We start from the raw sequence: 14,901 nt of genomic DNA, 5'->3' as shown, positions 1-14,901 counted from the left end.
CTGTAAACATACCGATAAAATATTGAATTTAACACAGCATTTTATAAAACTTTTTTAATTGCCTGACTCGCTGAGCTGTAGTCGGGTAAATGAGAATCGGTTTCCGTCAAATAAAGCTAAGTCGCTTAGTTTTATCGACGGGATAACCAGTAAGGCCATGAAACTGAGGGTCATAAACGGGGCCGACAGTGTACTGCCCAGTTCCTGCTTGGCGTACGTATCGAGCGCGGCATACTGGGCGGCTACCGCGTAGCCATCGGTGTCCGTCATTAATCCGGCTACCGGTAAGGGTAGTAACTGGTCTTCGTCGGGGTCGTTGCCAGCAACGGCTGAAAGGCCACCCCGCGCGCCGATGACCAGATTGATAGCCCGGCAAATACTCTCGTCGTCGCAGCCCACGGCGGTAATATTGTGCGAGTCGTGGCCCACCGACGAAGCAATGGCACCCTGCGTTAGACCGAAGTTTTTGATAAACCCAACCGACGGTGGCGCATCCTTGTACCGGTTGACGACCACCAGTTTCAGCACGTCCTGCGTCAGGTCAGGAACGATTCGGTTATCGACAATCGACGCACTGATCCGCAGTTCGTTGGTAACCAGTTGGCCGTCGAGGGCTTCGATCACGCGAATGTGCGTGGTACCCGGCTCCGCCGAAACGGCTAGCTGATCGGCCGCTACGGGCGAGCAGTTAAACTGATTGACGTGGTCGCTGCGTAAGTCGGGAATGGCCGACAGACCATGTTCAGCAACCGTTTCTCCGTCGATAACGGTACGCTGTATATGAAAGTCGGTCAGGGAATCGACGACGATGAAATCGGCGGGGTCTCCTTCGCGCAACAGCCCGACCGGAAGCCGGTAATGAAGCACCGGGTTCAGACAGGCGGCCCGCAGTACGTTCCAGAGCGATTGTCCCTGTGCCAGCGCGCGCCGGACCAGCTGGTCGATGTGGCCCATGGCCAGCGTATCGGGGTGCTTGTCGTCAGAGCAGAACATGACCTGTTTCGGGAATTCACCCAGTAGCGGAATCAGCGTATCGAAGTTCCGGGCGGCACTGCCCTCCCGAATCAGAATCTGCATGCCCCGCCGGGCTTTGTCGAGTCCCTCTTCGTAGGTGAAACATTCGTGATCCGTCGTAATGCCAGCGTCGATGTACCGTTGAGCATCGTCGCCCACCAGGCCGGGTGCGTGCCCGTCGATCGGTTTGTTAAAGGCTTTCGCCAGCGTAATTTTCGCCAGCATGTCGGCGTCGCCGTTGAGCACGCCCGGAAAATTCATCACCTCCGCCAGGTAGCCGATTTCGGTCAGTCCCAGCAGGTAGCGTACGTCGTTGGGCGTGATGGTGGCCCCGGCTGTTTCAAAGGGCGTGGCCGGCACGCAGGAGGGTGCGCCGAACATAAACTTGAACGGAACGCGCTTACCTTCCGCAATCATGTATTCGACCCCGGCCACGCCCAGCACGTTACCGATTTCGTGCGGGTCCGAAACGGTCGCGACGGTACCGTGGACGACCGCCAGCCGGGCAAACTGCGGTGGCGTAAGCAGTGAGCTTTCGACGTGTACGTGTGCGTCAACAAAGCCCGGTAACACGTAAGGCTCACCCGGCCGCTCAGGGCCCAGTGGGTCAATGCGGTCGATGCGGCCGCCGGCTATGCTGATACGAGCGTAGGTGATTTTCTGGTCGAACAGGTTTACTAAGTTGGCTTCAAGCATGAGTTAGATTCGGATAAAGAGCCGGCGATTGTACATCCACCGGAGAATGAGGTAAAAAACAGCCAGCGTCAGCGCACCGGTCAGCAGAGGTTCGTAGGCAGCGCCTAGCACTTGAAACGGTGCGCGGCCGATGTGAATGTGAAAGGAGTCGATGATAAAGCGGTCGATCAGGTGAACCAGGCAGTAGATGGCAATCGAGTTCATCCCGACGACAAGCAGCGGTTTAAGCCGGAAGCCCCATAGGTCGATCAGGGCGTAAAAACCGGCCAGCAGCCAGCAGCACCAGCCTCCGCTGAACAGCACCCAGGCCGGTGTCCAGATTCGCTTCACGACCGGGCAGATGCCCAGCACCTGCAGCATAACGCCGGCAACGATACCGATGAGGCCCATGACGATCAGCTGCCGCAGCAGCCGGTTGGCGGGCCATTTCTGCCGCAGCCAGCGACCGACCTGCAAGCCGAGTACCATCGTGGCCAGTGTCGGGATAAAGCTCAGTGTGGCGTAGCCGCCCCCGTTGAACAGAAACGGCTTCTCGCGCGGAAACAGATTCAGAAACCAGGTGTCGAACGCCCAGGCCAGGTTGCTGTTTTTGTTGAAGTGCGCCATCAGGCCGGTAAAGTGCTCGGGCCAGTCGGGCGGGACACCGACAGCCGTGTAGTCGAACGCAGTACCGGGGGCCGGATACAGCACAAATGCCAGCCAGTAGCCAACCAGAATGGCCCCGAAGGCTACCCACGTTTGCCGGACCGATGTCCGACCCAGTAGAAACAGGAAAGGATAGCCCAGCCCGATTTGGGATAAGGTATCCTCGAACGTAAAATAGGTCTGCTCGTGGTGAATCGACCGGAGAAAGACACCCAGCAGAATCAGGATGAGCGACCGGCGCAGGGTGTGTCCCAACTGACTGCGAAATGACTCCCCCCGGTTGGTCCGGCTGGCAACGGAATAGGGCAGAGCCACACCGACCAGAAACGAGAAAGATGGTTGAATCAGGTCGTGCAGGGTGCAGCCTACCCACTCGACGTGGCTTTGCTGCCGCGCCAGAAAGGCCCAGATGGTACTACCGGGTAAGGCTTCGTGGACGGCCTGAAACTGGAGTAGTTCGGCAGCCATCAAAGTCATGACAAACCCACGGTAGGCATCCATCGACATCAGTCGATCGGGAAGCACGCCTGTGCGCGCTTCGGTAGAACGGGGAATCATAAGGCGTAGGCTAGGAACAGAACGTCAAAACTTGGGATTGACGCTCAGAATAACAAATGTTGGACAGGATTACCGGATTTGCCGGTTCCCAACGCTATGCAAGATTCGCGTATATCCGCAGTAGTCAGCCTTACCTGCGTACCGTTCAATCCTGTAATTCGGTCAACAAAACGCGATTAGCGGTATATTTGGCGGTATTGGTTTCTTTCCTGTAAAAAAATGAGTTCTGGCATGCCCGCCCGCGTATTAAAAGTTCATCCCGCCGATAATGTGATCGTTGCCCTGCGCGACCTGTCGGCCGGGGAAACGATCGAGTTCGATCAGCAAACCTACACGCTGCCGTATGCCGTCAGCGCGAAACATAAGTTTGTGACGGAAGACCGGCAAATCGGTGATCCCATTACCATGTACGGTGTACTGGTCGGGAAAGCGATGCAGCCGATTCGTCGGGGGGAACCCATTACGACGTTCAACCTGAAACACAGCGCCGACCGCTACGGCATCGACAAGCGGCAACCGTACGATTATCAGCCGCCCGACGTGACGAAGTGGCAGGACCGGACATTCATGGGCTATCACCGTGCGGATGGCAGCGTCGGTACACGAAACTACTGGCTGGTTGTGCCGCTGGTGTTCTGCGAAAACCGGAATGTACTGATTCTGAAAGATGCTTTTGAACGCGAACTCGGCTACGCCCAGCCCGAAACGTACCGCGAACAGGTACACGAACTGCTGAGCCTGTACAAGGCAGGTGATCTGGACGTCATTAAGAAGATGTCACCCTTCGTTGACGAGTCTCAAAACCGGACCTTGCCCCACACGACAAACGACAAGCGCCCGTTCAAAAACGTCGACGGTATCAAGTTCCTGACGCACGAGATGGGCTGTGGCGGTACCCGGCAGGACTCCAACGCACTCGGTGCGCTGCTGGCGGGGTTCATCAACAACCCCAACGTCGCCGGAGCAACTATCCTGAGTCTGGGTTGTCAGCACCTACAGGCCGATATTATCGAGCAGGAAATTCGGCGCAATAATCCCAGCTTCGACAAGCCGCTGTTGATTTTCGAACAGCAGGCCGGTACGGAGTATGCGCTGATGGCGCAGGCGGTGAAAGAAACGTTTTTAGGCCTGGCCGAAATCAATAAGCTGGAACGGAAACCGGCCCCGCTGAGCGCGCTGACGATCGGGCTGAAATGTGGCGGTTCCGATGGCTTTTCGGGTATTTCGGCCAACCCCGCGCTGGGGCATCTGTCGGACGTCATGGCTACGCTGGGCGGTAAAACCGTACTGGCTGAATTTCCCGAACTGAATGGCGTCGAGCAGGAACTGATTAACCGCACCGTCGATCCGGCCGATGCGCAGAAGTTTATCGACCTGATGGGTACCTACTCGGCGCAGGCACAGGCTGCCGGGTCGGGTTTCGACATGAATCCGTCGCCCGGCAATATCAAAGACGGGCTGATTACCGATGCCATCAAATCGGCGGGCGCTGCCAAAAAAGGCGGTAACTCGCCCGTTGTCGACGTCCTCGACTATACGGAACCGGCCGTGCGGCCCGGTCTGAGTCTGCTTTGCACACCCGGCAACGACGTCGAAGCAACGACGGGTATGGCGGGGTCGGGTACCAATGTCATACTGTTCACTACTGGTTTGGGTACACCCACCGGTAACCCCGTTTGCCCGGTGGTGAAAGTAGCGACCAACACGAAGCTGAAATTGCGGATGCCCGACGTCATCGACTTCGACTGCGGACCCATCATCGACGGCGAGCAAACCATCGAGCAAAGTGCCGACAACCTGCTGGAATACATTATCCGGCTGGCGTCCGGCGAAGAAATTACCAAAGCCGAACAACTCGGTCAGGACGACTTTATCCCCTGGAAGCGGGGCGTTTCACTTTAACTTTCGAATGATTGAGTGATCGAATGATTGAATGCTACGCGTCAGCCCATTCAGTCATTCCATCACTCAATCATTCTATCCTTCATTATGTTCTCCTTAGAAAACAAAACGGCCATCGTTACGGGTGGGGCCAGCGGTATCGGGCTGGCGATTACGCAGGCGTTTGCCAAAGCGGGTGCAACGGTACACATCCTTGAACTCAATGAGCAGCTTGCTCAGCAGGTTGTCGGGTCGATCAGGGCCGAGGGTGGAAACGCTCAGGCGCATACTGTCGATGTGTCGGATCAGGCGCAGGTGATCGATGTGATCGGACAGATCGCAGCCGATGGGCCGGTAAACATTTTGGTTAATAACGCGGGGGTGGCGCACGTCGGGAAAGCCGACACGACAGCCGAAGCCGATTTCGACCGGATTTTCCGCATCAATGTCAAAGGTGTTTACAACTGCCTGTACGCGACCATTCCGCACCTGAAAGCGGCCGGGGGCGGGGTTATCCTGAACATGGCCTCGGTGGCTTCGTCGGTCGGCATCCCGGATCGTTTTGCCTATTCGATGAGTAAAGGGGCCGTGCTGACGATGACGTTGTCGGTAGCCAAAGATTACCTGGCCGACAATATTCGCTGTAACTGCATTTCCCCGGCGCGGGTGCATACGCCCTTTGTCGACGGTTTTCTGGCGAAAAACTACCCTGGTCAGGAAGACGAGATGTTTGCCAAGCTGTCGAAAACGCAGCCCATCGGTCGTATGGCGCAACCGCAGGAAGTCGGTGCCCTGGCCCTGTATCTCTGCTCCGATGAAGCGGGTTTCGTCACCGGCTGCGATTACCCCCTCGACGGTGGGTTCATCCGGTTAAATAATTAGGTATACCATCCGGTGTGTGTAGAGACGCAATCGCACCGGCGACCCGGCCTTTGCGTCTCCTTCGCGTCATCCAAAACCATTGGTTATATGTTTCGGCTCAACCCTTCGCGTCATCCAAAACCATCCGGTAGGTGAGACGCAAAGGCCGGGTCGCCGGTGCGATTGCGTCTCTACGTGCGTCAGCTCAAATCAACTATGACAACCATGCGTTACTGTTATCGGTTGATGTATTGAACGGTGGCCGAAGAGCCGGTCAGCGTGACTTTTGACACCGCACCATAATCGAGGTTGAGCCGATACGCGTTTTGTAGGGGCAGGTCCAGAAACAGGCAAAGCAACGTTCGGATTACCCCGCCGTGCGACACGACAAGTACCGGCCGATTGTGGCCTGTCTGGGTCAGGGGGAGTATGCTATCGTGCCAGAACGCCCGCACCCGCGCCGACAAATCGCCGAAGTTTTCGCCGTTGGGCGTTGGAATCGTAACGAAATCCGAGCGCCAGGTGGCAAGGGCATCAGCGTCGATGTCAGTCCAGGGGGTCATTTCCCAGTCACCGAAGAAAAACTCTTTCAGCCGGTCGTCGGATCGGACAAGGGGGCGGTGGGTACCGGCAAGTGCCGTCTGACCCGGTGCCGTTTCGATGGAGCTACCTGTCGTCAGCGACTTTACCAGATCGTCGGCCAGCCGGCGACAACGGGAGAGGGGTGAGGTGAAAATAACGGCCGGTGCCGGGGGTAGATGACGGATCAGATGATCGCGTTGCTCGGCGTACGACTCGCTTAATGCCACGTCCGACTGTCCGTAGGCGACGCTACGCCCCACGGCCACTTCGGTATGGCGAACCAGGTAAATATCCACGTAATACGGTTTTCGGTTTATAGTACACGGTTTACGGCACCCGGCGGGTACGAAGGCTGTGATAAAACCAGCCACCGTAAACTAGTATACCGTAAACCGAAAACCTTACAAAGTGTCTTTGGCTACGTTTAAGTAGACAGATTTTTTCAGGTAATCTTCGTTAGGGGCGTACACAAACAGGCAGGAACCGTCTTTAACGGCCAGAATGATCGGTTTCGACAGGGCGTACGGTACGGCGGGGCAGCCTTCGCTCCAACCCAGTCGCCCTTTCAGGCGCACGGTATCTTCACAGACGTAGTTGGCTCCATGCAGCACAATGTTTCGGTCCTGTACGTTGGTATTAAAGCCTTTCTCCAGTCCTTTCAGCTGTAGCGACAGGCCGTGTTTGCCCATGTACGTACCCAACGTGCGGTAAAAGCCCAGACTGGTTTGCCAGGATGACGGCGTATTGGAAAAACGTTCCGGTACGAGTCCGCCCGAGTTACGACCGTGCGCAACGTAAGTGTTGAACAGCAGTTTCCGCGCTTTCAGATCGATGACGTACAGCCGCTTCTGCGTCGAGGGCTGACTCATGTCGGCGATGGTCAGCATGGGGTGCCGATTACCGAGATTACGTCGACCCGTGACTGCGTACTCGAAGATTGTCTGCGCCAGACCAGCTTCCTTCAGGCCCAGTTCGTTGTAAAGCGGATTGTCGGGCAATGCCGGTGCGGCCGCTGCTGTCAGGTGCGGCTGCTGGTCGGTGGTGGAAGCGGGCGCTGAACTACAGGCATACGCCAGCCCGGCGGCTACCAGCAATACCCCAAATTTTGTATAGGTCGGCATAGACGAGACAAGCCACTGACAAACGCACCAAACAGCCGCGTTGTCGGTTTAGCATGACGAAACTACACCTTTTTGAGCAGCTATCCGCTATGTCATCGTACGAAGAATCGGTCCGCAGCGAGTTGACCCAGTGGCAACAGGACATGCAGCGTAATCCCTCGGCCTTCGGACGTGTTTCGTCGGCCGTACAGCGTAGGGTCAACCGGTTGATTCCGCGTCGCGTGCATCAGGTAGTGACGGCGGCTATCAAACAGATGACGCGGGCCATGCTGTTTGGGGCCGAAGCACTGAACAAACCGCCCGTACTGGAGCAGACACTACCACAGCGTGAAATGACTGTCGTGGCCCGTATCGACTTCTACAAGCGGGCGGGTGCGGCCGAAGGGGGCGTCACGGGGGCGGGTGGCCTGCTGATGGGGCTGGCCGATTTTCCGCTGTTGATGGGCCTGAAGATGAAGCTGCTGTTCGAGATTGCCGCGCTGTACGGCTACACCACCCGCGACTACCGCGAACGGGTGTTTATGCTCTACGTCTTTCAACTGGCCTTTTCGAGTCAGGAGCGCCGGCAGGTCGTGTACCAGCACATCGCCAACTGGCCCGCGCACAGTACCCAACTTCCCGTCGACATCAATCAGTTCGACTGGCTAACGTTCCAGCAGGAATACCGCGATTACATCGATCTGGTAAAAATGGCACAGCTGATACCGGGCATCGGGGCTGCGGTAGGTATCGTCGCCAATTATCGCCTGATCGACCAGCTAGGCCACACTGCCATGAACGCATACCGCATGCGGTGGGAGGCCGAAGGGAAGATGTAAGCCGGTTTACGGTATTCAGTTTTCGGTTTACGGTGGTCGCTACATGAGCATTACCACTGTTTGATGAGGTAAACCGTAAACCGATTAGCTACAACCGATACACGGCTTGTAGCTGTAGCCCCAGTTCAAACGAAGGGCTGAAGGCGGTGGCTCCCCCAAAACGGCCGATGGTGTAGGCAAGGGTAGGTTGGACAATCAGAGCGTACCGATCGGTGAGCTGACAATAACCACCTGCGCCAAGCTGGGCCGAAAACGTTGGGTTGAGCGTGTTCCGAACGCGTAGCTGCTGCGTCGGTTCACCATTCCGGGTCGCCAGCAGGCGTGTCGCTAGTGGTAAGTCGGTGAGCAGGGCAAGGGAAAAATAAGGCGACAGCGGTTTTAACGACGGTCGATAACTGATCGCGACCGGCAGGCGGATTGACCGGCTGCTAACCCGCGTAGAGCCTTCGCCGGCTATGGGCAGCCGCTCCTGTCGCATGCTCGACTGCCGATACAACAAACCCGTACTGAACGTCCAGCCAGGAGCGTAGGTGTACAGTAGGGAGCCGCCAATGGTGAAGCCCGTTGCACCACGATGCCCCGCCAGGTGTACGGGTTCGACAATCTGCCCGTCGCTGGTAGGGTATAGCGTTTGCCGGGCGTAATTCGTGGTCGTGTAGGTCGGCGCGACAACTGCCGACAGGGCCACGCTGCGCTGCCCAACCGCAGCGGATACCAGCAGTAGTTGACTACCAGCGGTAATCCATAAAAGTCGGTTCAGAAGCCTCATCAGGTGAAGTAAACCAAAAAAAGGACGCCGACTGATTGCCCGCGTCCTTTTTCGTGTTTATGGTTGTCACCGCACGTGTTCGCAATAACCATCGACTACGAACCACTGACGACAAACGACGGACCTATTTCATGTCTTTCTTGATCGTGGTGATCCGCTCCAGGTGGCCCTTGACAACCGATGCCGTCTGCGTAGCGAAGGCTTTCAGCTCGGGATCTTTCAGGTCTTTCGACGCCTTATCGAACATATCCATGTCGTCATCATGATCGTCAGCCATCATGTCGACGTATTTTTTGTCGAACTCTTTCCCCGATAACTTGGCGAGTTCGTCGACGTGTTTCTGCTGTTCTTCCCCCATCGTACTGGGCAGGGTGATGTTCTTACTGGTCGCAATGCTTTTCAGCTCTTCGCTGGCTTTACCGTGGTCCTTGACCATCATAGCGCCGAAGTCTTTAACAGCCTGGCTCGTTCCTTTTTCTTCAGCCATTTTGCCAGCGGCTATTTCCAGCATACTACCATTAGCGGCCTTGACGGCAAACTCCGTCCCGTCTTCCGAGACAGACGTCATTTTGTCGTCGACCTTCTGCTCGTTCATGTCTTCAGCCCGTTCGGTGCTGTCTTTCTTTTCACTTCCGCACGATTGTACGGTCAGGCCACCGGCTATCAGGAAGGCCAATAAGACTACCTTTTTCATTGTTGCGCTGATTAATTAGGCTTTGGCAATTATCAGTAAATCAACCTTAGCCTGTAGGGAATGTTTAGAATACGCTTGTGCGGGTACACGCAGCCGCAGGTAGCTTGACCTACAGCTGGCTAGGCTTCTGCCTGTTTGGGCTGCGCTACCGACGTTACCAGTGGTCCCAGCGTAAGTCCCTGCCCGATGATGGAGAACAGCACCAGACAGTAACAGCTCGCCAGAATTAGCTCTTTGTGCGATGAGTCGGGCAGCGACAGTGCCAAGGCGATCGAAATACCGCCCCGCAGACCCGCCCACGTCAGGATACGCAGGCTACCGGGCGTCTGTTTCTCCCGCCGGAACTGAAGCAGAAAGGGTAAGGCGATGCTCAGGCCACGGGCCAGTACCATCAGCGGAATGCTGAGCAGGCCGATAACCAGGTAGTTCGACAAAAATGGCAGCACGACGATCTGTAAACCGATCATGACGAACAGAATGGTATTCAGGATCTCGTCGATCAGGTGCCAGAACCGGTTCAGATAGGCTTTGGGTGAGTTCTCCGCTTTGGAGTCGGGCAGGCGGGTGCCCAGGAAGAGACCGGCTGCTACTTCGGCAAGTGGTACCGATGCGTGAACGGCACTCGTAAACACCGACAGGATCATGACCAGCGCCAGTGATAACAGCACGACGGTCTGAAAATCGTCGGTAGCCTTAATCAGTCGGTAAGCGACGTAGCCCAGGGCGAGCCCCAGCGTGATGCCACCGATTACCTCACGGGCAAACAGCAGTATCGCATCCGAAAAGTGAAAGTCGACATTCGGGTCGGCTACTTCCTGCAACGACACAAACAGCACCAGTCCTACACCGTCATTAATCAGCGATTCACCGGTGATGATCGTTTCGAGCCGCCGTGGAATGGGCGACTGACGTAGAACGGCCCCCACGGCCACCGGGTCGGTCGGGGAAATCAGAGCGCCGAACAGGAAACAGAAGATGAGCGGCATGTCGATGTCCAGTGCGCGGGTAAGGAACAGAAACCCAAAGGCAAACAGGACGGTCGACAAAATGACGCCAACGGTTCCCAGAACCAGTACGGGCCTGAACTGGGCTTTCAAATCATCGAAATCGACCTGAAGGGCAGCTGCGAAAAGCAGGAAGCCCAGCATGATCTCCAGAAGCGTACGGGAAAAGTCGATGCGCTCGGTGATGTCGCGCAGGGCTTCCGCGAATGTTGGCGATATGTTTCTCAGTATCAGCGATATAATCGTAACGGCGGCTGCTAACACGACGATGCCGATCGTGCCCGGCAGGCGAACGAAACGGAGGTTTATATACGACAGCATCGCACCGAGCGCCACCAGTATACTGACGGCAGTATAACTATCCATAAGCACGTAATTAGCGTAGTGATATTGGGTAAAAACAGAATTGTGTACCCAAATACAACTCGGTTAGGCGCTATCTGTTTGGTAATTGGCTACCGCGCGCCCTGCGCTATTCACGGGCAGACTGCTATTTTTACGGCCCTTTACAATCCGTTTGTCAATGCTTTTCTTACTGTTGAGCGTACTGCTGTCGGTACTGTTACTGCTTAATTTTCGCTTGTTCCCGCGCTATAACGTCGATACGTTCCAGGCGATCGTATTCAACTATCCGGTCTGTTTCCTGACGGGCTGGCTGCTGTTACCGGCTGGACAAGTGTTTACTATCGACTTTAGCCAGACCTGGACCTGGATGGCGTTGGGGCTGGGTGTAGGCTTTATCGTAACGTTCCTGCTGTCGGGCGCGTCGACGCAGCGCATGGGCATCACCGTGACGTCGCTGGCCAATAATCTGTCGCTCGTCATTCCGGTCTGTTTCAGCCTGTTCATCTTCAGCGATGGTAACTCCATGCGCTTCGATGCCCTGAATTACGTGGGACTGGCACTGGCCATTGTTGCCGTAGCCCTGAGCACGTATCGCCCGGCTACTCCGGACGCGGCTACCGCTGGGCAACCGAAAAGTCTGGGGGCCGTGCTATTGCCGATCGCCGTGTTTCTGTGCTACGGCGGAACAAATACGACGATCAACTACATGAACATCCACTACATTCCGTCGGCGGACAAAACCGTGCAGGTAACCCTGACGATGGTGATTGGTGCGATTGCGGCTGGTGCCGTGATGTTGCTCGTCCGGCTGGTGCGGGGGGAAATACGATTGCAGGCAAAGAGTCTGCTGGGGGCCGTAACGCTGGGTGTGCCAAACTTCCTGAGTTTTTACACGCTGTTACTGGCCCTGTCGGCTTTCCGGGGGAATGGTGCGTTTGTCTACCCGTTGTATAACATCGGCGTTATTCTGGTCGCAGCCGCCGTTGCCGGGATCTTTTTTCACGAAAAACTAAACACGGCCAACCGGATAGGACTCGGATTGGCCGTGCTGGCAATTGGGTTGCTGTCGTGGCAGCAGTTTGTATAAAGGGTTACTTCTGCGAAGCGTCCGTGCTGTCGGCTTTACGCTTTTCGTCTTCCTTCGCTTTTTTCTTGAAGTAGCCACGCAACAGGAAGTTGTTCTGAGCCGCCTTCAAATCCTCGTTCAACAAGCGCGTTCCTTCGTTCAGGTTACGCAGCGTGATACGCAGGTTGGTTGCCGTTTCCTGGTCGGTGAGCAGTACGCCCAACGGACTGTTGTTGTTGTTGAGTTTCTCCGATGCCCGATTCAGGTTCTGCGATACCTGCCCCAGCGTCCCAACAGTTTTGTCGGCATTACTGGCGACGTTTTCCAGTTTGTTGGCCGACCGGCTGAGTCGGCGGAAAATAGTCGTGTCGGTAACCAGTTCATTTGCCAGCGTACCTTTCGTGTTCAGCTTTGACGCAAAACGCGATACCGAGCCGGTAATCGCTGCGGTATTGACCGACGCTTTTTCCAGGTTTGCCATCGCCATCTTGAAGTTGTTGGCCACCAGCGAATCCGTCAGCACCGCGCCGACGGTGCCTTTACCGCGCCGGATGTTGCCGACCAGCGCCTTGAAATCCTGCGTGACACGCACGAGGTTCCGGTTGTTTTCCTGCAACGTTTCCAGAATCTGATCGGAACTAAGCGCAGCTACGGTCTGTAACCGATCACCTTCTTCAATCTCCGGGTGGCTGATGGTGCCACCCTGAATAACGACGATTTTGTTACCAATCAGCCCGTCCGAGCCGATGGTCGCCTTCGCGTCTTTGCGGATGTATTGTTGCGAACTCTGCTCAACGTCCATGTCGACTTCGACCTGTGAATTGCCGAAGAAGCTGATGCGTTTGACGGTTCCGATCTTCACGCCCGAAAACCAGACGTTATTGCCGACTTTCAGACCACTGATGTCGTTAAAAACGGCCATGATGCGAAGGCTGCGGGTGAAGCGTTTCTGCTGACCGCCCAGCACAAAGACGCCGGCTACGAAAATGACGAGCCCTACCAGGACGAAGATGCCGACGGTGACCGAGCGTTTGTTTGATTCTGCACTCATTCGAGTTGATGCGTAGTGAATAGGTTATTGGACGGCGGTATGCTGCCCGGTAAGAGGAAAACTACCCGTGTGGGTGACTGGTTTAATTCACAAAGTTGTAATTGTAAAACTGTTGAACGCGTTCATCGGAATCCGCGAATACGTCGTCGAAGGTACCGACGCGTTCAAACTTGCCATCGAGCAGCATCGCTACCCGGTCGCCGGTCGCTTTGGCGCAGGTAAGGTCGTGGGTAATAATGATAGACGTTGCCTTGTAACGTTCTTTCACTTCGTTGATGAGGTTGTTGATGTCGATGCAGGTGATGGGGTCGAGTCCGGCGGTGGGTTCGTCATACAGCATGATCTCGGGTTTGAGAATCAGCGTGCGGGCGATACCGATGCGCTTACGTTGTCCCCCCGATAGTTCCGACGGCATCTGATTGATGGTCTGACTCAGCCCTACGTCGTCCAGCGCTTCTTCGACGGCCCGGTCGATCTCGGCCCGGCTCAGGTTGCGCACGTTACGCACCAGCGGAAATTCCAGGTTCTCCCGGATACTCATGCTGTCGTAGAGCGCGCTGTTCTGAAACGAAAAGCCGACTTTCTGCCGAAACTGATCGAGTTCACGCCCTTTCAGCGTTTCAACTTCCTGACCCAGTACCGACACATAGCCGGAGTCTGGTTTTAGCAGCCCGACCAGAATCTTGATCAACACCGACTTACCCGTTCCCGACCGCCCCAGCACCACCACGTTTTCGTTCTGATTAACTGTCAGATCGACGCCCTGCAATACGTGAAGATTGCCAAACGACTTTCGCAGGTTTTCGATAACAATGACAGCTTCGGAGGCCATAGGTTGAATGAGTGAATGATAGAATGATTGAATAAAAGAATGAAATGCGAATTGAAAGCTTTTGTTGCGTCAGCTTATTCAATCACTCAGTCAGTCTATCATTCATGCATTTATATCAGCTTCCCCGCAGGGCGCTGATGATCTGAAGGGCGAGCAGCTCTTCGATAAAGATGAGAAACATCGAGGTAACAACGGCCGCATTGGCGGCTTTGCCAACCCCTTCGGTACCTTTCGATGAGTGGAAGCCTTTGTAACAACCAACTATACCGATCGTAAAGCCAAAAAAGATGGATTTGAACAGCGACGCGAAGATGTCGAGAAACGTAACGGCACCGAATACTTCCTGCATAAACGACGGGAAGCTGGTCTGCTCGTTGGCGTTGACGTTGATAAAGGCCCCAATCAGCGCAACAAAAATGGTGTAGAACGTCAGAATCGGAATGGTAAACGACGTAGCCAGCACGCGGCTGACGACCAGAAACTTGAACGGGTCGGTGCCGGACACTTCCATCGCGTCGATCTGTTCGGTAACGTTCATCGAGCCCAGCTCGGCACCGATGCTCGATCCCACTTTTCCGGCGGCAATCAGCGCCGTAACGAGCGGTCCCAGCGCTCGTACAATGGCAATCGCGATCAGTGAGGGAAGCCAGGAGGTAGCGCCAAATTCAGACAGCGATGGGCGCGATTGGTTGGTAAAGACGATACCTGTGATGAAACCGGTCGTCGAGATCAGCAGGAGGGATCGGTAGCCCACTTCGTAGCACTGCCGGACGATCTCACCAAATTCGTAAGGGGGTAGAAAGGCCTCCCGAAAAAATCGCCCCACAAATGATGCTACATCCGCCAGCGATAGAAACAGGCGGGTGAGCCGTCCCGGTTCGGCAGGTTTCTCGGGGGGCGGGGCGGGAGACGCTTTTGTATCGGATAGCATTCAGGAGCAGAGTAAGCAAACGGGACGTCGGCA

14 protein-coding genes are annotated in these 14,901 nt (G+C 55.6%); 4 read left to right on the top strand and 10 right to left on the bottom strand.

Translation table 11 applies throughout. The features are described from left to right. Nucleotides 1-54 precede the first annotated feature (54 nt). Entirely contained in the window at nt 55-1,710 is a 1,656-nt protein-coding gene (gene ade, locus CLV58_RS11995) for an adenine deaminase (protein ID WP_106138054.1), read from the bottom strand. Nucleotides 1,711-1,713: 3 nt separating this feature from the next. Beyond that, on the bottom strand, nt 1,714-2,913 hold the full coding sequence (locus CLV58_RS11990; protein WP_425443511.1) for an acyltransferase family protein: 1,200 nt from the start codon (nt 2,911-2,913) through the stop codon (nt 1,714-1,716). A 231-nt stretch (nt 2,914-3,144) separates the two neighbouring features. Here CLV58_RS11990 and CLV58_RS11985 point away from each other — a divergent pair, with 231 nt between their 5' ends. Together CLV58_RS11985 and CLV58_RS11980 are read left to right on the top strand one after the other, a co-directional pair. Continuing rightward, the gene (locus CLV58_RS11985; RefSeq protein WP_106138053.1) at nt 3,145-4,815 is read left to right on the top strand and encodes a UxaA family hydrolase; all 1,671 of its coding nucleotides are present in this window, start codon (nt 3,145-3,147) and stop codon (nt 4,813-4,815) included. 87 nt (nt 4,816-4,902) lie between these two features. Further along, nucleotides 4,903-5,676, top strand: a complete 774-nt coding sequence (locus CLV58_RS11980) for an SDR family NAD(P)-dependent oxidoreductase (protein WP_106138052.1) — start codon at nt 4,903-4,905, stop codon at nt 5,674-5,676. 215 nt (nt 5,677-5,891) lie between these two features. On the opposite strand, the gene CLV58_RS11975 is transcribed toward CLV58_RS11980, so the two are convergent. Together CLV58_RS11975 and CLV58_RS11970 are read right to left on the bottom strand one after the other, a co-directional pair. Continuing rightward, the gene (locus CLV58_RS11975; protein WP_106138051.1) at nt 5,892-6,533 is read right to left on the bottom strand and encodes a histidine phosphatase family protein; all 642 of its coding nucleotides are present in this window, start codon (nt 6,531-6,533) and stop codon (nt 5,892-5,894) included. A 105-nt stretch (nt 6,534-6,638) separates the two neighbouring features. Beyond that, entirely contained in the window at nt 6,639-7,358 is a 720-nt protein-coding gene (locus CLV58_RS11970) for a murein L,D-transpeptidase catalytic domain family protein (RefSeq protein ID WP_106138050.1), read from the bottom strand. Nucleotides 7,359-7,447: 89 nt separating this feature from the next. Between CLV58_RS11970 and CLV58_RS11965 the strand changes: the two genes are divergently transcribed. Further along, complete coding sequence (locus CLV58_RS11965; RefSeq protein ID WP_106138255.1) at nt 7,448-8,176, top strand: EcsC family protein; 729 nt, start codon at nt 7,448-7,450, stop codon at nt 8,174-8,176. Nucleotides 8,177-8,264: 88 nt separating this feature from the next. Here the strand turns inward: CLV58_RS11965 and CLV58_RS11960 are convergent, their stop codons facing one another. The 3 genes from CLV58_RS11960 to CLV58_RS11950 all read right to left on the bottom strand — a co-directional run bounded on the left by CLV58_RS11960 (nt 8,265) and on the right by CLV58_RS11950 (nt 11,009). Continuing rightward, nucleotides 8,265-8,945, bottom strand: coding sequence for a hypothetical protein (locus tag CLV58_RS11960; protein WP_106138049.1), 681 nt, complete (start codon nt 8,943-8,945; stop codon nt 8,265-8,267). A 124-nt stretch (nt 8,946-9,069) separates the two neighbouring features. After that, nucleotides 9,070-9,639: a DUF4142 domain-containing protein gene (locus tag CLV58_RS11955; RefSeq protein WP_106138048.1), complete on the bottom strand. Its 570-nt coding sequence runs from the start codon at nt 9,637-9,639 to the stop codon at nt 9,070-9,072. A gap of 119 nt (nt 9,640-9,758) precedes the next feature. Continuing rightward, nucleotides 9,759-11,009: a cation:proton antiporter gene (locus tag CLV58_RS11950; RefSeq protein WP_106138047.1), complete on the bottom strand. Its 1,251-nt coding sequence runs from the start codon at nt 11,007-11,009 to the stop codon at nt 9,759-9,761. Between the two features lie 157 nt (nt 11,010-11,166). Between CLV58_RS11950 and CLV58_RS11945 the strand changes: the two genes are divergently transcribed. Then, a complete protein-coding gene (locus CLV58_RS11945) occupies nt 11,167-12,075 on the top strand; it encodes a hypothetical protein (protein ID WP_106138046.1) in 909 nt (302 codons plus the stop codon). A gap of 4 nt (nt 12,076-12,079) precedes the next feature. Here CLV58_RS11945 and CLV58_RS11940 read toward each other — a convergent pair whose 3' ends face one another. From CLV58_RS11940 to CLV58_RS11930, 3 genes are all read right to left on the bottom strand, one after another. Next, nucleotides 12,080-13,105 carry an MlaD family protein gene (locus CLV58_RS11940; RefSeq protein WP_106138045.1) on the bottom strand — a complete coding sequence of 342 codons (1,026 nt, stop codon included), beginning with the start codon at nt 13,103-13,105 and terminating at the stop codon, nt 12,080-12,082. 82 nt (nt 13,106-13,187) lie between these two features. Beyond that, nucleotides 13,188-13,937 carry an ABC transporter ATP-binding protein gene (locus CLV58_RS11935; RefSeq protein WP_106138044.1) on the bottom strand — a complete coding sequence of 250 codons (750 nt, stop codon included), beginning with the start codon at nt 13,935-13,937 and terminating at the stop codon, nt 13,188-13,190. 115 nt (nt 13,938-14,052) lie between these two features. After that, a complete protein-coding gene (locus CLV58_RS11930) occupies nt 14,053-14,868 on the bottom strand; it encodes an MlaE family ABC transporter permease (protein WP_106138043.1) in 816 nt (271 codons plus the stop codon). Nucleotides 14,869-14,901 lie beyond the last annotated feature (33 nt).

Origin of the sequence: Spirosoma oryzae (genome assembly GCF_003002825.1) — a bacterium.
GTDB classification, from domain to species: Bacteria; Bacteroidota; Bacteroidia; order Cytophagales; family Spirosomataceae; genus Spirosoma; species Spirosoma oryzae.
This window is presented reverse-complemented; position numbering and strand designations above follow the sequence as displayed.